The 21446-nt window shown below is 39.3% G+C and carries 19 protein-coding genes and 1 riboswitch; of the genes, 1 reads left to right on the top strand and 18 read right to left on the bottom strand.

Annotated features, from left to right (window positions below; genetic code table 11):
* Positions 1–18 precede the first annotated feature (18 nt).
* Together P0077_RS12795 and P0077_RS12790 are read right to left on the bottom strand one after the other, a co-directional pair.
* A complete protein-coding gene (locus P0077_RS12795) occupies positions 19–1164 on the bottom strand; it encodes a pyridoxal phosphate-dependent aminotransferase (protein WP_276165624.1) in 1146 nt (381 codons plus the stop codon).
* Positions 1161–1988 (bottom strand): prephenate dehydratase, encoded by an 828-nt coding sequence (locus tag P0077_RS12790; protein ID WP_276165623.1) that lies wholly within the window; start codon positions 1986–1988, stop codon positions 1161–1163. Before P0077_RS12790 ends, P0077_RS12795 begins: the two co-directional genes overlap by 4 nt.
* A gap of 414 nt (positions 1989–2402) precedes the next feature.
* On the opposite strand from P0077_RS12790, the gene gldA reads away from it, so the two are divergent.
* Entirely contained in the window at positions 2403–3299 is an 897-nt protein-coding gene (gldA, locus tag P0077_RS12785) for a gliding motility-associated ABC transporter ATP-binding subunit GldA (protein ID WP_276165622.1), read from the top strand.
* A 60-nt stretch (positions 3300–3359) separates the two neighbouring features.
* Here gldA and P0077_RS12780 read toward each other — a convergent pair whose 3' ends face one another.
* From P0077_RS12780 to P0077_RS12705, 16 genes are all read right to left on the bottom strand, one after another.
* Positions 3360–3827: a hypothetical protein gene (locus P0077_RS12780; protein ID WP_276165621.1), complete on the bottom strand. Its 468-nt coding sequence runs from the start codon at positions 3825–3827 to the stop codon at positions 3360–3362.
* A 110-nt stretch (positions 3828–3937) separates the two neighbouring features.
* On the bottom strand, positions 3938–5314 hold the full coding sequence (locus P0077_RS12775; protein ID WP_276165620.1) for a serine hydrolase domain-containing protein: 1377 nt from the start codon (positions 5312–5314) through the stop codon (positions 3938–3940).
* A gap of 82 nt (positions 5315–5396) precedes the next feature.
* A complete protein-coding gene (locus P0077_RS12770) occupies positions 5397–6215 on the bottom strand; it encodes a head GIN domain-containing protein (RefSeq protein WP_276165619.1) in 819 nt (272 codons plus the stop codon).
* Positions 6216–6228: 13 nt separating this feature from the next.
* Positions 6229–7293 (bottom strand): acyloxyacyl hydrolase, encoded by a 1065-nt coding sequence (locus tag P0077_RS12765; RefSeq protein WP_276165618.1) that lies wholly within the window; start codon positions 7291–7293, stop codon positions 6229–6231.
* A gap of 103 nt (positions 7294–7396) precedes the next feature.
* Positions 7397–8350 (bottom strand): methylenetetrahydrofolate reductase [NAD(P)H], encoded by a 954-nt coding sequence (metF, locus tag P0077_RS12760; RefSeq protein ID WP_276165617.1) that lies wholly within the window; start codon positions 8348–8350, stop codon positions 7397–7399.
* A 140-nt stretch (positions 8351–8490) separates the two neighbouring features.
* A complete protein-coding gene (locus P0077_RS12755; RefSeq protein WP_276165616.1) occupies positions 8491–8745 on the bottom strand; it encodes a hypothetical protein in 255 nt (84 codons plus the stop codon).
* Positions 8738–11476, bottom strand: a complete 2739-nt coding sequence (gene metH, locus P0077_RS12750) for a methionine synthase (RefSeq protein ID WP_276165615.1) — start codon at positions 11474–11476, stop codon at positions 8738–8740. Before metH ends, P0077_RS12755 begins: the two co-directional genes overlap by 8 nt.
* Positions 11477–11540: 64 nt before the next feature.
* Positions 11541–12542 (bottom strand): homocysteine S-methyltransferase family protein, encoded by a 1002-nt coding sequence (locus P0077_RS12745; protein WP_276165614.1) that lies wholly within the window; start codon positions 12540–12542, stop codon positions 11541–11543.
* 132 nt (positions 12543–12674) lie between these two features.
* Positions 12675–12782: riboswitch (SAM riboswitch) on the bottom strand.
* A 151-nt stretch (positions 12783–12933) separates the two neighbouring features.
* The gene (locus P0077_RS12740; protein WP_276165613.1) at positions 12934–13995 is read right to left on the bottom strand and encodes an NAD(P)/FAD-dependent oxidoreductase; all 1062 of its coding nucleotides are present in this window, start codon (positions 13993–13995) and stop codon (positions 12934–12936) included.
* Positions 13996–14065: 70 nt separating this feature from the next.
* The gene (gene cobA, locus P0077_RS12735) at positions 14066–14860 is read right to left on the bottom strand and encodes a uroporphyrinogen-III C-methyltransferase (protein WP_276165612.1); all 795 of its coding nucleotides are present in this window, start codon (positions 14858–14860) and stop codon (positions 14066–14068) included.
* Positions 14861–14862: 2 nt separating this feature from the next.
* The gene (locus P0077_RS12730) at positions 14863–16953 is read right to left on the bottom strand and encodes a HEPN domain-containing protein (RefSeq protein ID WP_276165611.1); all 2091 of its coding nucleotides are present in this window, start codon (positions 16951–16953) and stop codon (positions 14863–14865) included.
* 119 nt (positions 16954–17072) lie between these two features.
* The gene (locus P0077_RS12725; protein WP_194528124.1) at positions 17073–18320 is read right to left on the bottom strand and encodes a sulfate adenylyltransferase subunit 1; all 1248 of its coding nucleotides are present in this window, start codon (positions 18318–18320) and stop codon (positions 17073–17075) included.
* A gap of 81 nt (positions 18321–18401) precedes the next feature.
* Positions 18402–19304, bottom strand: coding sequence for a sulfate adenylyltransferase subunit CysD (gene cysD / locus P0077_RS12720; RefSeq protein ID WP_215941688.1), 903 nt, complete (start codon positions 19302–19304; stop codon positions 18402–18404).
* A 71-nt stretch (positions 19305–19375) separates the two neighbouring features.
* Positions 19376–19999, bottom strand: a complete 624-nt coding sequence (locus P0077_RS12715) for a phosphoadenosine phosphosulfate reductase domain-containing protein (protein ID WP_276165610.1) — start codon at positions 19997–19999, stop codon at positions 19376–19378.
* An 8-nt stretch (positions 20000–20007) separates the two neighbouring features.
* Complete coding sequence (locus P0077_RS12710) at positions 20008–20271, bottom strand: DUF2061 domain-containing protein (protein ID WP_215441174.1); 264 nt, start codon at positions 20269–20271, stop codon at positions 20008–20010.
* A 179-nt stretch (positions 20272–20450) separates the two neighbouring features.
* Complete coding sequence (locus P0077_RS12705) at positions 20451–20861, bottom strand: RrF2 family transcriptional regulator (protein WP_276165609.1); 411 nt, start codon at positions 20859–20861, stop codon at positions 20451–20453.
* Positions 20862–21446 lie beyond the last annotated feature (585 nt).

Genomic DNA, 21446 nt, shown 5'->3' with positions numbered 1-21446 from the left:
TAACTCTTCTTGGTCCTGCTAAAACCGACTAATTGCTTCCTTAATTTTATCCTCCGTAACGCATAGCGAAAATCTAATATACCCTTCGCCATTACTTCCAAAAATGGTTCCCGGTGTTATGAAAAGATTCTTATCGTACAACACCTCGTCTATGAATTCTTCTGCGGACTTACTTCCTTCGGGCAGTTTGGCCCAAACGAACATTCCTACGGCATCTGTATCATACGTACAATTCAACTTGTCCGCTAATTGATACATCAATGCCCTTCTAGTACTATATACCTCATTCAACTTATCAAACCACTCCTGACCGCTTTTTAGGGCTTCAATGGCTCCTTTTTGGATTCCGTAGAACATTCCTGAATCCATATTGCTCTTCACTTTAAGGATAGCATTAATATGATCCGTACCACCTAGGACCATGCCTACACGCCAACCTGCCATATTAAAGGTCTTGCTCAATGAATTCAATTCTAAGGCAACATCTTTTGCCCCATCTATGGACAAAATGCTTGATGGAGAATTATTAAGTACAAAACTGTACGGGTTATCGTTAACCAAAAGAATATCATTCTTTTTGGCAAAAGCGATCAACTTTTCAAACTGGGCTTTGGTAGCCTTTGCTCCTGTTGGCATGTGCGGATAACTCGTCCACATGATTTTTACTTTCGATAGATCATGCTCTTGTAGTTCTTCCAAATCCGGAAACCATCCACTTTCTGCCGTTAGGTTATAATATTTAGCTTCCGCTCCTACCAATTTCGTAACCGAAGTATACGTGGGATACCCTGGATTAGGAATCAAAGCTACATCTCCCTCATTCAAAAAAGCCATACTTATATGCATGATACCTTCTTTTGACCCCATCAATGGTAAAATCTCACTTGAGGCATCTAGTACAACCCCAAATTTTAGACTGTAAAAATCAGCTACGGCCTCACGCAATTCCGGCAAACCCTGATAACTTTGATACTGGTGCGCGCCGGCTTCCAAAACTGCTTCTTGCATGCTTTTAATTATCGCTTCAGATGGTGCCAAATCCGGACTACCAATACCCATATTGATAATTGGTCTCCCTTCGGCCATCAAACCACGTACTTCCCTAAGCTTCTTTGAGAAGTAATATTCTTCAACTGTATGTAAACGATTTGCCGTTCGTATCATATTCTAGCATTTTTATATTCACCCAACACCTTAAAATCCTCCGCCATGATGTTCAACAGTGATTTTGCCTTATCAAAATTGATGTAATCAGGAAAAGTAACATCCACAAAAAAGGCATATTTCCAAGGGGTCTCTATTATGGGCAAGGATTGTATTTTGGTTAAATTCAATCTACAATCACTCATAACATTAAGCACAGCAGCAAGACTTCCGCGTTTATGGTCCGTTACAAACCGTACCGATGCCTTGTTTATTTCCGCTTTTGGAAGCTCTTTATTTTTTGTCTTTACAATAATAAAACGGGTTGCATTATTTTGAATGGTCTGTATGTTGTCCGCTACGATGTCCAAATCATATAAACTGGCCGCAACCTCGGGTGCTATTGCCGCAATGTTCATTAATTGTTGATCTTGAATACGCTTTGCAGTCTCCGCCGTATCTACATCTTCCACCAATTTTATATGCGGATACTTACCAAAAAACTCTTTGCACTGCAACAGTGCCATTGGGTGTGAGCGAACTTCTTCAATATCAGAAATTTTCTGCCCTTTTAACACCATCAAATGATGATGAATATTTAAATAATGTTCACCAACCACATGTAAATCCTTATGATATACCAATGCATAATTAGGTATTATAGAACCTGCTATGGAATTCTCAATAGCCATTACGCCAACGTCCGCCTTTTTTGTCAAAAGTTGATCTACCAAAAAATCAAAAGACATACACTCTACCATTTCAACATTATCGTCAAAATATTCCCGAGCCACTTGATGATGGTTCGAACCCTTGATTCCCTGAATGGCTACTTTTAGTTTCATAACTACTTTCTTACTCGTGCTGACGCTTTTCTTAATTAAATTCCCAATAGGTATTGAACAAAAAAAGTCCCGTTTTTCACGGGACTTAAATTTGTTTATATCATGCAATATTTTACAACAGTCCCATACCTCTCTTAAAAAAGAAGTAAAAATAAAAACCGTTAAAAAAGAATTGCTTTGTCATAACACTTAAACTTCGGCTAAAGTAATAATTAAATTTAAAAATAAACCTTTAGATTACTTTTTTTTCCGTTTTATATGTATCTCTCAATCAGACCTTGATCATTTTTTGAATTCAACAACCTACTGTCTTAATTAAAATAGTGAATAGCTCTTTATTGCTTATTTTTGAGAAAGCAATAAAAAAGCTTTGCAAATAGTTCTTTGTAAAGAATCATATTTCAACAACGTATCATGTCAATAACCGTAAGCAATATCACTAAAAATTTCGGAACTCAAAAAGCTTTGAACAATGTTAGTTTTGAACTGAAAAAAGGGGAAATAGTAGGTTTTCTAGGCCCAAACGGAGCCGGAAAATCTACCATGATGAAAATATTGACTACCTATTACACTGCTGATGAAGGTGATGCGAAGGTCAATTCCTTTGATGTAAAAAATGAAAAGAAAAGTGTTCAAAAAAGTATTGGCTACCTACCGGAGCACAATCCGCTATACTTAGATATGTACGTAAAAGAATACTTGGCATTTAATGCCGATGTTTATAAAACCAACAAATCAAGAATTCCTGAAGTCATTGGGCAAACTGGCCTAACACCGGAAGCCCATAAGAAAATAGGACAACTTTCAAAAGGCTACCGACAACGGGTGGGCTTGGCTGCAGCCCTTTTGCACGACCCAGAAGTGCTGGTTTTAGATGAGCCCACTACAGGCCTTGACCCGAACCAACTTCTAGAAATAAGAAAACTCATAAAAGAAATAGGAAAAGAAAAAACGATTCTTCTTTCTACTCATATCATGAAAGAAGTAGAAGCTGTTTGTGACCGCGTACTTGTAATTAACAAAGGGGTTCTGGTTGCCGATAAAAAATTGAGCGAGCTAAGGGATGCAGACGAACAGATTATTGAAGTGGAATTTGATTACCGAGTTGAAGAAGCTTTTCTAAACAAATTACCAAATGTTACCCTTGTAAAGAATACTGGAGGTTTCGTTTATGAAATCACTTTTAATACCTCTAGGGATATGCGCCCCGTGGTTTTTGACTTCGCGCATGACAACGAACTAAAAACGCTTCAACTAAGCCGAAAGAACAAAAATCTTGAAAGCTTGTTTACCGAGCTGACTTCAAATTAAGCCAAAAAAAAATCCGGAAGTCAAAAAATTGAATTCCGGACCTTTAGAAAATCAGCTTAACTAAAATTTTAAGGCAAGTCCTACTCCATTTTCATTTACGGCAGGCACCATACGGAAAGAAGTTCCGTTACCTACGCTTTCATTATAATTCAGAATAGCTTCCTTTTTATTCTTCATAGCATGATGAAAGAAAATTGAACCAATAATTCCAGTTCCGGCAAAGGCAATTGCAGGTGCCGTAACACTTTTATCATCATTTTCGTTCACCAAAAACCAAATTGCAGTACCAAAATTAGCAACTCCAGCGGCCATTCCTCCCAACATTTGTTTCTTTGATTTCTGCCAGTTTACCTGAGCAACTTGGCTTTCGGACATTATTTTATTAATTTCTTTCCAGGACAATTTCTGTTTGTCCTGATAGAATTCCGGGCCGAATATTCCCGAGAAAGAAGTTATTTCCTGTGCACTCATGGTCAATGCAAAAAAACTGCATCCGAGGGCAAATAAAGTTGATTTAAAATTTTTCATCGCTTTTTTTATAAAGCTAATGGATTTACATACACAACACAATGTTCCAAGGGAATGAAAACCTTATGCATCAACCCTTTAAGTTTTTGGGTTAAAATTGAATGTAAAATCTAGCCCATTGGACTATCGGCAGAGATAAGTAAATCAATAATTGTATCCAGTTGGGACTGAATTTTTGGGTCTGTGCAATTGGTTAATATTGAAAAAACCATGTTTTCCTCCGGATATACAAAGAAGTTGGAATATCCACCCACACCATTGCCCACATGTCCAAAATAAGGTCTTCCTTTTGCATCTTCACTTACTTGCCAGCCCAAACCGTAATAAACTGAGGCTCCATTGACCTTTTGCGCCGATAGAAACTCCTTTCTAAGTTCCTTGTTCAATACCTTACCTTCTAGATAAGCTTGTCCGAATTTAGCAATATCCTTGGTTGTAGAAAGAAACCCTCCACCTGCTAGTTTATAAAAATTATCTACAGGAATAGCTTCCCTAAAACCTATTTTGTTCTTGGAGTAAAACTTGACCACATCGCTTGTTCTCGACTGCGCTCGAACTGACGCTCCTGAATATCCATCAGAACTCGACTGTGCTCGAACTGACGCTCCTGAATATCCATCAGAACTCGACTGTGCTCGAACTGACGCTCCTGAATATCCATCAGAACTCGACTGTGCTTGAACTGATGCTCCTGTATTTCCATCAGAACTCGACTGTGCTTGAACTGATGCTCCTGTATTTCCATCAGAACTCGACTGTTCCCGAACTGATGTTTCCTTTTCCTCTTCAAACGCCATTTGCGTTTGCCCCAACTCATCAGTTAGGCCAGACTGAGCGCAGTTAAAGACAGGCCAAAACGTATGGTCCATTCTTAAAGGCCTCAATACCTTCTGCTCCACATATTCTTCAAAAGCAATTCCACTTGCTTCTTGCATCGCAAGGGAAATCAGCACCCAATCAAAACTGTTATACAGATAATCCGTTCCGGGCTCGAAAAGGAGCTCATCGTCTTTAAAAATACCGATACTTTCCTTTATGGAATATGGTTTGTTAAGGCCATATTCTATACCACGATATCCGCGGATTCCAGCGGTATGGCTCGCCAATTGCCGAATAGTGAAATCATATTTTTTCTTGGGATAATACGGTACATAGGTATAAAAAAAAGCATCCAAATCAATCAACTTTTCATTGACCATATATGCCAAAGCAGTGGCGGCAATAGGCTTTGAAACACTCGCAATTCTAAAAACCGAGGTTTCCGGATTTACACGTGTTCCCTCTTCCCTATTGGCAAAACCATATCCTTTTTGAAAAAAAACCGATCCTTTTTTTAGAACTGTGATTGCCAAACCTGGGACTTTTTTCTCTTCAACCAAATTAGCAAGAAGCGTATCTGCAGACACCAACCCGTTTAGTGACGGATTATCACCTAAAACACGTTTTTTAGCGAACAGATTCGTTAGATATTTTTTAATGGGATGCATATGCGGTTTTGGTCAATGCAAAGTTACAGATTGCATTTATGCCTTATCAATAATGTAGATAGAAGTTTTAGCTCAAAAGGAATTACTCAAATACCAAACGCCCTTTGTACAGCTCTTCCACATCAATTTCAGCTGGTCGGTTTGAACAGAACACATCACCAACCCCACGAATAACACCTTTTATAGATTGTTGCGGATTGATAAACATATCGTTTGAGCCTCGGTGATTTAGATTCACATTTTGGGCAATAAGGTTCTCCGCCTCAATACGGGAATCACCGGCTGCTATTGTCAGGTTCAAGTCTACGGCAGCCCCTTTCAGTTTAAAATAAGCAATACCGTTTACTACAACGCTCAACGTTTCAGTATCTACCTCTAGATCAAACTCGCCATCTGTAGTTTCAGATGATGCATCAATAAAGCTTTCCGATACAAGTGACAACTGCGGATAAGCCAAAACTCCATCACTTGTTATAGGCCAGCCCGTACTGCTCCGTATTTCCGTAATATTGGGTGAAGTCACGTAAATTTTAGTCACTCCATAATCCCTAAAATAATTACAGTCGTTCGTGTCTCTCAATAGCAATCGTCCGTCTAAAACCTCAGCCGTAACCTCGTTTCGCAAAACGCTCCCTGTTTCAAGTTCTACTTTTTGTTCATCTCCCTGTTTCAAGATCATGGTCACGTTCTCATAAACAGTAATTTTGGTGAAATTTTCAACGGTAACTTCTTCCCGAACCGTATCACCAGTATTTTGAAAACAATCCGAAGCATTTTCTCCATTACACGAAATAAAAAGAACAATGCCGGACAGAATTATTAAAAAACGAGATGCGTGCACCCACTTTGCTATTGCTAAAAGTACAGTTTTGTTATCCCTATTTTTTGTTTCTCTTATCATCTTTCGCCCCTCTTTACAACCGTATGCCTATACCAAATTCTACTGCTTCCGCGGCAGCCCCATGGGATTTTAAGCTAACCGCCCCAAATATTTTATCTCCAAAATAACGTTTCAAACTAAAACGGTTATAGACCCTTCCCTCAAAATCAAAAGGATAATACACGTAATACCCCAATTGGGTTTCAATGGATAGTTTATTAATGAACAGTTCATGACCTACAAAGACTCCAACACGTTTAAAATCCGTATCGGCATCTATATTATTTTCAGGAAAAGCAATGGATTGATATTCTATCAGTTCTTTCAAGAAATTACTAAAGAACACGTCTGCTCCCAATTGTAATGCGCTTTTGCGGCCTAATCTTTTATCGGCATAACCCGAAAAAATATAAAACGGATACTGACCATGACCAATATTATCACTCTCGTTTATTCCCGTTCTAAACGCCAAATTATAACGAATAGGCTCAGTAACCTTCACTTTCTCACGATGAATATATTCAGTATCCTTACCTTCTAAAGTGTAAGTTATACCTGCGTTAAAAGCAAAGGTGTTGGTTGACGTGTTGGGTGCTTTTACATTCGCATTTGAATAGTGCATGATAGAAATACCCGCTTTAAAACCCAAGCCTTTGTATATGTTCTCTTTATGGTAGTTTATCATGGCGTAGGTTGAACTCAACAACTTGGAACCATACGCATTGTTCCTAAAATTGGTTTCCCTATCATAGGGGTTGGTCATATATGCCACGCCCTGCCCCACTCTAAACTGCAGGTTCCGCTTTAAAAAGTAAAAATTGAAATGAGCATATACTCCGTAGGCTTCACCCAAGGTAGAACTATTGGTGTTCTGATAAATGAAGGAGGCCCCAACATCTGGGTAATTGTATAACTGCTGCCACTCTTCAAGACCATAGGTCTTTCTGTTGTACGCTAGTATAATACCCGCAGGGTGGTCCGTAATTAAATGCGAAATATCAGGATTATGAAGGATAATAGAACCGTAAAATTGGTTCGCATCAAACGTATAGCTGTGGATTCTTTCGGGCTCTTGCGCAAAACAAAAACCGACACACATCAGAAAAAATAAAAACACCCTTGGGTTCATGGAGCGCAAAAATAATACTATTCGTTATTTTAAACCCAAGGATTGCTAATATTTTCCTACAATGGTAAAATTTCTAAAATATCTGTTCGGCAATAGCCTTAATATTATCGGACTTACCCATTGAGTAATAGTGAAGTACAGGTACGCCAGCCTCTTTTAGTTCTTTAGATTGTTGAATGGCCCACTCCACACCAACCTGGCGCACATCTTTGTTCGTGGCACAATTGTCTACCGCATCAATCAAATCCTGTGGCAAATCTATTCTAAAGACCTGTGGCAACAACTGCAAGTGCTTCTTTACAGCAATAGGCTTTATACCCGGAATAATAGGGATGGTAATGCCCATTTTCTTCGCCTCTTCTACAAATTCAAAATACTTCTGGTTATCAAAAAACATCTGCGTTACCACATAATCGGCACCGGCATCTACTTTTTCTTTCAATCTCTTTAAATCAGATTTTAAAGAAGGTGCCTCTAAATGTTTTTCAGGATAGCCCGCTACCCCAATACAAAAATCGGCACAGTTATCACTGTCCACCGTATCATGCAAATAGTTACCACAATTCAAATCATGAACTTGTTTTACCAAATCTACAGCATACGTATGACCCCCTTTTGTGGGCTGAAAATATTTCTCATCTTTCATGGCATCTCCACGTAAGGCCATAATATTGTCAATACCTAAATAGTGGCAATCTACTAAAAGATACTCGGTCTCTTCTCTGGTAAAACCACCACAAAGCACATGTGGCACGGTATCTACATCATATTTATGTTTTATGGAAGCACAGATCCCCACGGTACCGGGACGCATACGAGTCAGTTTTTTATCCAAAAGACCATCACGATCAATATACACATACTCCTCACGAGAAGTAGTCACATCAATAAACGGAGGCTTAAAATCCATTAAAGGATCAATATTATCGTAAAGCTGTTGAATCTGATGCCCTTTTACCGGTGGTATAATTTCAAAAGAAAATAAAGTTTTGCCTTTTGCTTTCTTTATGTGGTCCGTTATTTTCATGTATGCTACCCTGTTTTCAGGAAAATTTAATTTGTATTTTATTTTATGGCGTTCGAGCGGGCTATTCGCTAAATTTTTCAAATCCTAACGGACTTTAAAAAGATACCGCTTCTATCCCTAACGCATTTTTTCTCTTAAATCTAATAAGCGTCTGAAAGCATCTGTTTCACCTCTTCATAACTTTCTTCGTACTCCCAATAAATCCATCGGCCATCTAAATAATCGGTCAGGATATATTTTTCACTTACCGACTTAATACGATTCACCGCAACCAATTTTTTAGAAAATCCATCAACAACTACTCTTTCTTCAATTTCATTATTTTTTTGGTCGTATCCATGGCTTATCATAAAACTGCCCATGCCCACTTCTATAAATTTTTTCATATCAATCATCGGCAATATTAGGAGCTAACCATTTTGTAGCTTTCTCTACCGTGATGCCTCTGCGCTCAGCAAAGTCTTCTACTTGGTCCTCTTTTATTTTTCCTAATCCAAAATATCTAGATTCCGCATTACCAAAGTAATACCCTGAGACTGATGAGGCGGGCCACATGGCCAAACTATCCGTTAATTTTACACCTATACGCTCCTCCACCTTTAGCATATCCCAAAGGGTTAACTTTTCTAAATGATCCGGACAAGCAGGATACCCAGGTGCAGGACGAATACCCTTGTATTTTTCATCTATCAATTCATCATTTTCTAAATGCTCATCAGAAGCATAGCCCCAGTGCTTTGTTCGCACCTCTAAATGCAGGTACTCTGCAAAAGCTTCGGCCAGACGATCACTTAAAGCTTTTACCAAAATGGAATTGTAATCATCCAAATTTTCACGATACGTATCCGCCAATTCATCGGTTCCGAAACCTGTAGTTACACAGAAGCAGCCTACATAATCCTGTTTACCGGATTCTTTTGGCGCAATAAAATCGGATAAAGCATAATCTGGCACGCCCTCTCTTCTTTGCAATTGCTGACGTAACGTTCTAAACGTATACTTCTTCGTTTCATTACCGTCCTCTACATCAACCTCTATATCATCATAGTTTTCCAGCGTATTGGCAGGAAAGATACCGAACACCCCTTTTCCCGTTAACTTTTTATCCTTTAGAATATCATTCAACATTTTCTGAGCATCGGCAAAAAGCTCTGTTGCTTGTTCGCCCACAACCTCATCCGTTAAAATATCAGGATACTTTCCGTGCAGTTCCCAACTTCTAAAAAAAGGTGTCCAATCTATAAAAGGAACCAACTTCTCTAAATCAATATCTTCAATAACCTGAATACCTAACTCCTTAGGCTTTACGATTTCCGAAGCATCCCAATCAATTTTAAATCGGTTCTCTCTTGCAGCTTCTATAGTTTTGTACTCCTTCTTTTTTGTTCGGCTCAGGAACTTATCCCTGAAGACATCATAGTCTTCTTTGATTGCTTTCTTATACCCGGCCGATGTTTCTTTCTGGAGCAAGTCACCAACCACTGTCACTGCTCTTGACGCATCATTTACATGAACTACGGCCTCACTATATTGTGGGTCAATTTTAACCGCAGTATGAGCTTTACTAGTAGTTGCCCCACCAATGAGCAACGGCAGTTTAAAGTTCTTACGCTCCATTTCTTTGGCCAAATGCACCATCTCATCAAGAGAGGGAGTTATAAGTCCGCTGAGGCCTATTACATCTACGTTGTGCTCAATAGCAGCTGCTATAATTTTCTCGGGTGGCACCATAACCCCAAGGTCCACTATTTCATAATTATTACAGGCCAGAACAACGCTAACTATGTTTTTACCAATATCATGAACATCACCTTTTACGGTGGCCATCAATATTTTTCCATTCCCCTTATCGTCACCAATCTGAGGGTTTTTCAACTTCTCTTCCTCAATGTACGGTAGTAAATAAGCCACCGCTTTTTTCATTACACGAGCAGATTTCACTACCTGCGGCAAAAACATTTTTCCGCTTCCGAAAAGGTCGCCTACCACGTTCATACCGGCCATTAAGTTTCCTTCAATGACCTCAATTGGTTTGTCTGCCGCGACACGTGCCTCCTCTACATCTTCTATTATATATTGATCGATTCCCTTTACAAGAGCTCTCGTAATTCTATTTTGTAAAGGCTCTTCACGCCACGAAAGGTCTACTTTGCTTTCTTTGGCAGTACCCACAACGGATTCCGCAAAATCTAACAATCGTTCCGTTGCATCATCTCTACGGTTTAGAATAACATCCTCAACATGTTCCAACAAATCCTTTGGAATATCATCATATATCTCCAACATGGTCGGATTGACGATTCCCATGTTCATACCCGCTTTTATAGCGTGGTACAAAAAGACGGAATGCATAGCTTCACGCACAGGATTATTACCCCTAAAGGAAAAAGAAACATTACTTACCCCTCCACTAACACTGGCATGAGGTAAATTTTCACGAACCCACTTCGTTGCCCTTATAAAATCTAGCGCATTAAGTTTGTGCTCGTCCATCCCCGTTGCAACGGGAAATATATTCAGGTCAAAAATGATATCCTCGGGCGCAAAACCTACTTCGTCTACCAAAATATCATAAGACCGTTTAGATATTTCTATCCGCCTGTCATAATTATCGGCCTGACCTACTTCGTCAAAAGCCATTACGATTACCGCTGCTCCGTATCTCTTGATAAGCTTGGCGTGTCTTACGAACTCTTCCTTACCTTCTTTTAAACTAATGGAGTTTACCACACACTTGCCCTGAACCACTTGTAGACCTGCTTCAATAATATCCCATTTGGAACTATCTATCATGATAGGCACACGGGCAATATCAGGCTCCGCAATAACAAGGTTCAAAAATTTAACCATGGCTTCTTTACCATCGATCAAACCATCATCCATATTAATATCGATGATTTGGGCCCCACCTTCCACCTGATCTCTGGCAACATCTAGGGCTTCTTCGAACTTACGTTCTTTAATAAGTCGTAAAAATCGTTTAGATCCAGCTACATTGGTACGTTCGCCCACATTTACGAAATTGCTTTCAGGGGTGATGACCAAAGGCTCTAGACCGGATAGTTTTAAATGTCTAGTTGCTGGTTGTTGGTCGTTGGTTGTCAGTATATTTGAGTTGTCACTCATAGTATCTCAATCACTTTTGTGATAATTGATAATTGTTCTTTATTTGTTCACTGTATCTTTCCAATCAAGATGCCACGTTTATTCCTCTTGGATCATACTTGTTTACCAAGTCTGCAATTGCCTTAATATGTTCCGGTGTAGTACCACAGCAACCGCCAACGATATTGACTAGACCTTTTTCTACATATTCTTTTATCTGTGCCGCCATTTGCTCTGGCGTTTCATCGTATTCCCCAAAAGCATTTGGCAAACCGGCATTAGGGTGAGCAGAAATAGCATGTTCTGATTTGGATGACAAAACTTCTAAGTGAGGTACCAACTGGTCCGCGCCCAAAGCACAATTAAAACCAACCGAAAAGATTGGAATATGCGAAACTGAAATTAAAAATGCTTCAGCCGTTTGCCCTGATAAAGTTCTTCCCGAGGCATCGGTAATCGTGCCGCTTACCATTATTGGGACATCTATATTACGCTCTTCCTTTACTTCTTCTATTGCAAATAATGCCGCTTTGGCGTTCAACGTATCAAAAATAGTCTCAACCATTAGCATATCCACCCCTCCATCCAACAAAGCTTCTACCTGCTGTTTGTATGCTATTCGTAACTCATCAAAAGAAACCGCTCTATACCCAGGGTCGTTCACATCGGGAGACATGCTTGCCGTTTTATTGGTAGGTCCTAAACTACCCACTACAAAGCGAGGTTTATTTGGCTCTTTGGCCGTAAACTCATCTGCAACCATTTTAGCAATTCGCGCGGATTCAAAATTCAAATCATACACTAACTCTTCCATGTCGTAATCTGCCATGGCAATTGTTGTACTGGAAAACGTATTGGTTTCTACAATATCCGCTCCTGCGGCAAAGTATTTTCTATGTACTTCCGCAATGGCTTCGGGTTGGGTCAAAGACAACAAATCATTGTTACCTTGCACCGGAGATTTCCAATCTTTAAAACGCTCACCGCGAAAATCCTCCTCGGTAAATTTATAGCGTTGCAGCATAGTACCCATGGCACCATCTAACACCAATATGCGCTCTTTTAATATTTCTTGAATACTTTTCATTTTCCTTTACCCTTCTTATTAGGTATTCTGCTTTAATATCATCCGACTTAACCTATCGAAAAACATTATTCTAAAATCAATCTGCAGACAATTATCAAGTAAAAGAATAAGGACAAACATATTTGCCTCTCTTTGTTATCTGTCCCATGAACACATAGGATAGAATGTAGCACCTTCTTTATAAGAAAAGGGTTGCCAAGGTTTCAAAGGGTCTATTCCCTCCACCTTTCTTGATAACAGTCACGTATTTTAATGAACGGTCTGCAAAGTAACACCACATTGATATTAAAACCAAAGAAACCCAATTGTTTTTGGCGCTTTACAGTAGATAAAAGCCTTCCATCAAAATGAGATAACGGAAGGCTTTACCAATTATATGCACTAATACAAATTAAACTATACTCTTTACTACTTCTTTTTTCGCCACTTTTTTAGTACCGTCAAATCCTTCTACACCACCAACGGTGGTATATTTCATAACGTATCTCTTACCAGGGTTAATCAACTGATAAGCGTACTGACACATTACGGCAGCCTCATGGAAACCAGATAAAATCAGTTTTAATTTCCCTTCGTAGGTGTTCACATCTCCAATAGCAAAAACACCAGGTATGTTGGTCTGATAATCTTTGGCATTGTTTACTTTAATAGCATTACGCTCTATTTCAAGTCCCCAATCACCTATTGGTCCTAATTTTGGAGAAAGACCGAACAATGGAATAAAGTTATCTACCTCAACATAGCTTTCCCCTTTTTCTGCGTCATTATGTTTGATAACAACCGCTTCCAAATGGTCATCACCGTACAATTTTTTTACTTCGGCCTCAGTAAATAATTTTATTTTACCCGCTTTTGCCAATTCAGATGCTTTTTCCACAGAATCCAAAGCTCCTCTAAATTCGTTTCTACGGTGTACCAAAGATACTTCCGAGGCAACATCTGCCAAGAAAATAGCCCAGTCCAAAGCAGAATCACCACCACCGGCTATCACTACCTTTTTATCTCTATATACTTCAGGGTCTTTTACCATGTAAGCCACACCCTTGTCCTCAAAATCAGAAATGTTTTCGATAGGCGGTTTTCTAGGCTCAAAAGAACCGAGTCCACCAGCAATAACTACTACTGGCGCATGGTGTTTTGTACCTTTGTTTGTTGTTACGATAAAAGAACCATCTTCTTGTTTATCCAAAGTTTCAGCACGCTCACCCAAAGTATAACCAGCCTCAAAAGGTTTGATTTGCTCCATTAGGTTAGTTACCAAATCACCTGCAAGAATTTCCGGGAAAGCCGGGATATCATAAATCGGTTTCTTCGGATAAATTTCCGAACACTGTCCACCTGTTTGTGGCAAAGCATCTATCAAGTGGCATTTTAACTTCAATAAGCCTGCTTCAAATACCGTAAAAAGACCTGTAGGGCCTGCGCCAATGATGAGAATATCTGTTTTTATCATTACTTCTTTGTATTGAGTAATTAGAATTGAGTATTGAGCATGCTGAACTCGTTACCTGACATCAATTACTTTATTTAACTACTTCTAAAAATTCTTCTTTAAGGCTTTCGACACTTTCTCTGTGCCTAACTACTTCACCTATAATAATAATTGCCGGATTGGCCATCTGTTGCTTTTCCACTTCATATTCGATGGAAGCAATAGTACCTACCGCAATTTTTTCGTCTTTTCTGGTTCCGTTCTGCACAATGGCAATTGGGGTTTCAGCCTTGCCTTCGGCTTTGAACAATTCCGCTATTTGCGACAGTTTGCTCATGCCCATAAGAATAACCACTGTGGCATTGCTTTTAGCGGCCAAAGCAACATCAGCAGAAAGTTTATGCTCTTTTGTTGTACCCGTGATTACCCAAAAACTTTCGGCGGCACCTCTTTTAGTAACCGGAATGTTCTGATATGCCGGAACCGACAAACATGATGATATACCGGGCACCATAGCTACTTGCAACCCGTGGGCTGCAGCATACTCCATTTCTTCCGCACCACGACCAAATACAAATGGATCTCCACCTTTTAAACGTACCACATGGGCATTGGTTTTTGCTCGGCTAACGATCAACTCGTTTATCTGTTCTTGCTGATAGGCATAGCACCCCTTTCTTTTGCCAACAAAAATTTGTTCGGCATTAGGTGCATAGTCCAACAACTCAACGGACACCAACGCATCGTACAACACCACATCGGCACTTTCCAACGCCTTGATGGCCTTGAGCGTAATAAGCTCAACATCACCAGGACCTGCACCAATTACCGTAAAGCGACCGCCTACATGGGATAAAGTGTTGTTATTTTCGTTGGAATATTTCATTCTTAAGCTTCTGCTAATTCTTGTTGTCTAAACTTTTCAACTGCTTTTAAAAATGCTTTTGCATCTTCTAAATAGCTTTTTGCAAAAGCTTCAGTTGGCTCATTCTTGTTCAATTGTAAAGCAAGTTCTTCAAAACCTTGACCTAAATCTATTCTACCAGAGGCAACGAATTTTTCATCAAAATCCTTGATTATTCTTGCATGCGTGTTCACTTTCGCTTTTTCGGAAGTCAACATTGCTTTTGCAGAGTTTACCATTGAAGAATAGGAGTGATAGATACTAGCCGCCCATTTATTTTCTTCAAAAGCCTCTTGTGCATTCTGTATTTTTTCTTCGCTTTCGAAAAGTAATGTAGCGATAAGGTCAATTACCACACCGGCACATTCACCAATACCAATCGCTTTTTCGTATCGTTCCGAATTACCCCAGTCAATAAAATCTTCTGCAGTAAGATTCTCAACATCCGATAATGGCGTAAGAAAATCATAGAAATACATTTGTCCTTTTTCCTCGTAGTAATCGGCATACGATTTTCCGTTTCCGTTTTGGTCGTAATCGTCCAAAATCAATCGTAATGCTTCAGGACCTCTTTTAGAAGGAATTTTTACTACTTTATCTGCAAATCTTCCGCTTCCATCACCATCGTTACCACCGCCCAACAACACTTGAAGTGCCGGCGCCACCAACTTATCTTTGGTTCTTACACTCATACCCTGAAAACCGATATTGGCCATGTTGTGCTGACCACAGGCATTCATACACCCACTGATTTTGATTGCTACATCAGAGTTGCTGATGTACTGAGGATATTCCACCTTCATGATTCTTTCCAATTCCTCAGCAATACCCGTACTACTGGCAATACCCAAGTTACAAGTATCCGTACCAGGACAGGCCGTAATATCTATGGCTTTGTTATACCCTGCTTCTACAAAACCTAGTTTCTTAAGTTTGTTGTAGAAAAACGGAACCAAATCATTGGCTACGTAAGGAATCAATATATTTTGACGCAAGCTCAATCTCAACTCGCCAGCAGCATATTGCTCTACCAAATCAGCTAATAATCTTGCTTTATCCGTATAAAAATCACCTAAAAGTACTTTAATACCGATAGCCGAATACCCTTCCTGCTTCTGAGGTATAAGGTTCGTAGATTTCCAGATTTCAAAAGCTTCCGCATCTTCAATCTCCACTTGTGGCGCATCTACCTTAGCTACTTCAACTTTAGGATATGCATCTGCATCAATATGAAAAGTTTGAAAAGGAATCGCTTTTTGCTCTTCTTCCAATAGCGCTTTGAACCCGTCAAGACCTAAATCTTTCAACAAGAACTTCATTCTAGCCTTTGCCCGGCTCTTTCTTTCTCCGTAACGGTCAAACACACGTACCACACCTTCCATTAATGGAATAATTTTATCCGCTGCAAGAAATTCAAAAAGTAGCTCGGCATGACGTGGTTGTGAACCTAACCCACCGGCCAACATCACTTTAAAACCTCTTACGCCATCCTGTATTTTGGCAATAAAACCAAGATCGTGCATATACGAAAGACCCGTATCCGCATCGCTGGCAGAAAAAGAAACTTTGAACTTACGGCCCATTTCTTGACTGATCGGGTTACGTAAGAAATACTGAAAAAGTGCATGGGCGTATGGCGAAACATCAAACGGTTCGTCTACATCTATACCGGCAGTTTCACTAGCCGTTACGTTACGTACCGTATTACCACAAGCCTCACGAATGGTAACGTCATCTTTCTCTAGCTCCGACCAAAGTTCTGGTGTACGGTCAAGATCAACATAATGTATTTGAATATCTTGACGTGTAGTAATGTGCAATCTACCTCTAGAATATTCGTCAGAAACATCACTGATACGCTTTAATTGCTTAGAGGTAACCTTACCGTAGGGCAATTTAATACGAATCATCTGCACGCCAGGCTGACGTTGACCGTAAACACCTCTAGCCAAACGCAAACTGCGGAACTTTTCTTCATCTAAATTACCTTCTTTGAACTGGCGTATTTTAGCCTCTAAGGCCAAAATATCCTTTTCAACTACGGGATTTTCTATTTCTGTTCTGAAACTTTGCATGCTGTTTATATCTAGTTTCTTACCTTTTTATCGGTAGATTATTATTTATCTATTTTTCCTATGGATTTTATAGAGATATTTAAATGTCCCCTTTAATCCGTTGGATAACTTCTGGTTTCCTAACTTATGAAACCAGCCCCTACAGTACTGTTGGTCTGAGTATCGATTAAGATAAACGAACCATTGGTACGGTGATTTTCAAATTTGTCGTAAAAAATTGGCTTGTTTAATTTGAAGGTTACCTGAGCGATATCATTCATACCCAACCCTTGTACTTCTGTATCTATACCAGAATAATCAGGATTGATTTTATGGTGAATATTATCAACCTTGGCCAACACTTTGTTTACACCGTGTTGTACCACATATTTCTTACCTGCTGTCAATTGATTTGAATCCATCCAAGAAATAGTAGCGGTAAACTGCTTATCGATAGTAGGTAAATCTTCAGCTTTCACCAACATATCCCCTCTACTGATATTAATTTCATCTTCTAAAGTAATCGTTACCGAAGACCTTCTTGAAGCCGTCTGGAACTTCTTGTCGTAGAAATAAATATCCTTGATCTTAGACCTTGTTTGCGATGGAAGAGCCACAACCTCATCTCCAACACTCAACTCGCCACCGTAAACCTTACCGGCAAAACCTCTAAAGTCATGATGCTCATCTGTCTTAGGACGGATAACATACTGAACCGGAAAACGCGGTGTACCTACATTAAAAATATCCTTACGATCCAAAGCCTCAAAATGCTCCAATAAAGTAGGACCTGTATACCAAGGCGTCTTATCCGTTTTGTTCACAACGTTATCACCTTTTAAAGCACTAACAGGAATGAAGGTAATCTTCTGATCTTGGTAATCTCTTTTTGCCATCAACTCCTCAAAATCGGCTTTGATTGCATTGTACGTTTCCTCGGAATAATCAACCAAGTCCATTTTATTAATAGCTACCACAACATCTTTGATGCGCAATAGGTTATTGATAAAAAAGTGACGGTTGGTCTGCTCTATAACTCCTTTTCTAGCATCGATCAAAATAATTGCTGCTTGAGAAGTAGAAGCACCAGTAACCATATTACGTGTGTACTCTACATGACCGGGAGTATCGGCAATAATGTAACTTTTCTTTGCAGTTGAAAAATAGATATGTGCCACATCTATAGTAATACCTTGCTCACGCTCGGCCACTAGACCATCTGTAGCCAATGAGAAATCTAGGTAATCATACCCTTTGCTCTTACTGGTCTTTTCTATGGCTTCTAGCTTATCGCTAGTCAATGATTTTGTATCATACAGAATTCTACCGATCAAGGTACTTTTTCCGTCATCTACACTACCTGCTGTTGCTATCTTTAATACGTCCATGTTCTTTGGCTGTAAGCCTTAAGCATTATGCTCTTGGCGTTTTTTAATCAATATTTTAAACTAAATCCCCTGGTGAGAATTCTAAAAGTATCCTTGTTGTTTTCTTTTCTCCATTGCCGCTTCCGATCGTTTATCGTCAATACGGGCTCCTCTTTCAGAAATACTGGAATCACGAATCTCCTCCACAACAGATTCAATATCCGTTGCATCCGAAAATACGGCTGCCGTACAGCTCATATCCCCTACAGTACGGAAACGCACCATACGTTCCAACACTTCCTCATCTTCCTCTTGGTACACATAATCCGAATGTGACCAAATCAAACCGTCACGCAAGAATACTTTACGTTTGTGTGCAAAGTAGATAGAAGGTATTTCAATTTCTTCTTCTTTGATATAAGACCAAACATCTAACTCTGTCCAGTTCGAAATTGGGAACACACGTACGTTCTGTCCCAATTCTATCTGACCGTTCAACATATCAAAAAGCTCCGGACGCTGGTTACGTTCATCCCACTGACCAAAATCATCACGCACAGAAAAAATACGCTCTTTTGCCCTTGCTTTTTCCTCATCTCTACGAGCTCCACCTATACAAGCATCAAACTTGAATTCTTCAATAGCATCTAACAACGTAGTAGTCTGCAATGAATTTCTACTTGAGTACCGACCCGATTCTTCTTTTACCTTACCTTGATCAATAGAATCCTGAACATTTCTTACGATAAGTTCTAGACCCAACTCCTCAACCAATCTATCTCTAAATTCTATTGTTTCAGGAAAGTTATGACCTGTATCAATATGCATTAAAGGAAAAGGAATCTTTGCAGGCCAAAATGCCTTTTGCGCCAAACGCACCAATGTTATTGAATCTTTTCCGCCGGAAAATAAAAGTACCGGTCTTTCAAATTGAGCAGCTACCTCTCTAAAGATGTAGATGGCCTCGTTCTCTAAGGCGTTGATGTGTGATGTATCTTGGCTCATAATTTTATGAATATATTTTCGCTATCTGCTATGCTTCTATTATTATTTTTTCGCTTAAAGCGGAATCTCCTTTAGGTATGCAATCCACATTCGCGGTTCTCAAGAACTTTGGTCGGATCAAAATATTTATGCTCGTTAGGTAATTCTCTTTTTTCCAGGTAAGCATCTAACTGTGCGTCGCTCCAGTGATAAAACGGACTCACTTTAAGAACTCCGTCTTTGCTTACACTTAGAATATCCAACGAATCCCTCAACGCAGTTTGCCCCTTTCTAAGGTTGGTAAACCAAACATCTGGCTTATGCGCTTCCATAGCCCTTTTAAAAGGCTCCAACTTAACCTGTTCTGTAAAAACCGCATGCTTTGGGTCATCTATTTGAGGTATTCCCATTACACTATCACGATGAGCACTGGTTTGCTTTGGCACATACAAATCGATGTTCAAACCTAATTTCTCAATTAGCTCTTCCGCATGCTTGTAAGTATTGGGCGTATTATAACCCGTATCGCACCAAATCACAGGAATATCATTCTTTACATCGGCAACGGCATGTAAAATGGCCACCTCGTAAGGTCTAAAATTTGTAGTAACCACTGCATTATTGGCATTCTCAATGGCCCAATCGATAATAACCGAAGGGTCTGCATTTTCAAAACGCTCGTTAAGTTTCTTTATCTGATCTTCTGAAAAACTCATAACCTTATTTATTTACCCCAATTAATTTTGTTCCATAAACGCTCGTGAAAGAAGTACAAAAACATCTTGGTCACAAAATCTATGGAAGCAATAGAAGCTGCAATAGCCACCTCACTAGTTAACAAATAAGAAACCAGCAAGGTATCCAAAGTACCTATCACCCTCCAGCTTACCGCTTTGGCGATACTACGGATTGGCTTCTCAGATTTTTTATCTTCTGAATATTTCTTCTTGGAAGCTGCTTTATCTAAAATCAACTGATCTACTATCATTTTGGTGTTAATCTAATTACCCTATCAATTTAATAGAGTAAACAAATGTACTCCATTTTTATTGTGTTAGACGAGCAAAAGCAAAAGAATTTACTTTTACCCTATAGATTTAGTAGATTTTTAAAAAAAAGCAACTAAAATTGAAGATATTCTACCGGATATTGGCTTTGATCAGAAAATCAGGCTATTAAATCGGCCAAAGTATTGTTACGGTATACCTCAAGATTGGCATCGCGTACCATAAGCATGAGTTTATTTACGGAGCAAGTGGCTTCATCCGGGCAGTCCGCACATTTTTCGTAGAAATTAAGACTTACACAGGGCACCATGGCAATTGGACCTTCGAGTATGCGCATGACATCTGTCATTAGGATTTCTTTAGGGTCCTTAATTAAATAGTAGCCGCCACCTTTACCCTTTTTAGAGCCTAAAAATCCGCTCTTGCGCAAGGACAACAAGATACTCTCCAAAAATTTTTGCGAGATGTTTTCGGCCTTTGCAACTTCCGAAATTTGCACAGGCTGTTTGTCTTTCTGCGAAGCCAAGAAAGCCAACGCCTTTAACCCATATTTTGTCTTTTTTGAGAGCATGGGGTAAATATAGGAAAAATAGCTGTGGAACGTAAGTTTAGAAAGGGTCACCTCATCAAGATTCACAATTTGTCAACTCTCATCATCCAACACAAAATACATCCACAATACGAATCTAAAATATGTAAGATTTTACCTGTTTTGGTGACACCAATGATTTAGTATCCTTTAGACTCCTAAATTATACAAACGGTAAAAACATGTAAAAATTAGATATACCAAGAAGCGCCTAAACTTCAATATTATCATAACCTGTGTATGGGGTGTTCTTTCCGTTCTCACCACACTTTCGGATAGAAAAAAGGAATATATTGACTATGCCTTTTTCCTATCGTTATTAAAAAAGAACTTAGCTTGACCGCTTCGTATTACTTTCTCACTTTTAGACCTCCCAGCTATATGGACAGCCTGTGTTCCGTTTGTTTGTCAAACCGCCCCTTACCTTCACACACTATCTTCAATCAGCAAGACCGGGCTTACATTAGCCCTTAATGTTACGCGAACGTTAAATTGCTCATATCTAAGTAAATCCTACATGAAAAATATATTGAATCACCCATATTAATCGTATTATTGCAATAACAC

The sequence above is a fragment of the Zobellia alginiliquefaciens genome, assembly GCF_029323795.1.
Classification (GTDB): domain Bacteria; phylum Bacteroidota; class Bacteroidia; order Flavobacteriales; family Flavobacteriaceae; genus Zobellia; species Zobellia alginiliquefaciens.
The sequence above is the reverse complement of the archived record's forward strand: the minus strand, read 5'-3'. Positions and strand labels throughout refer to the sequence as shown.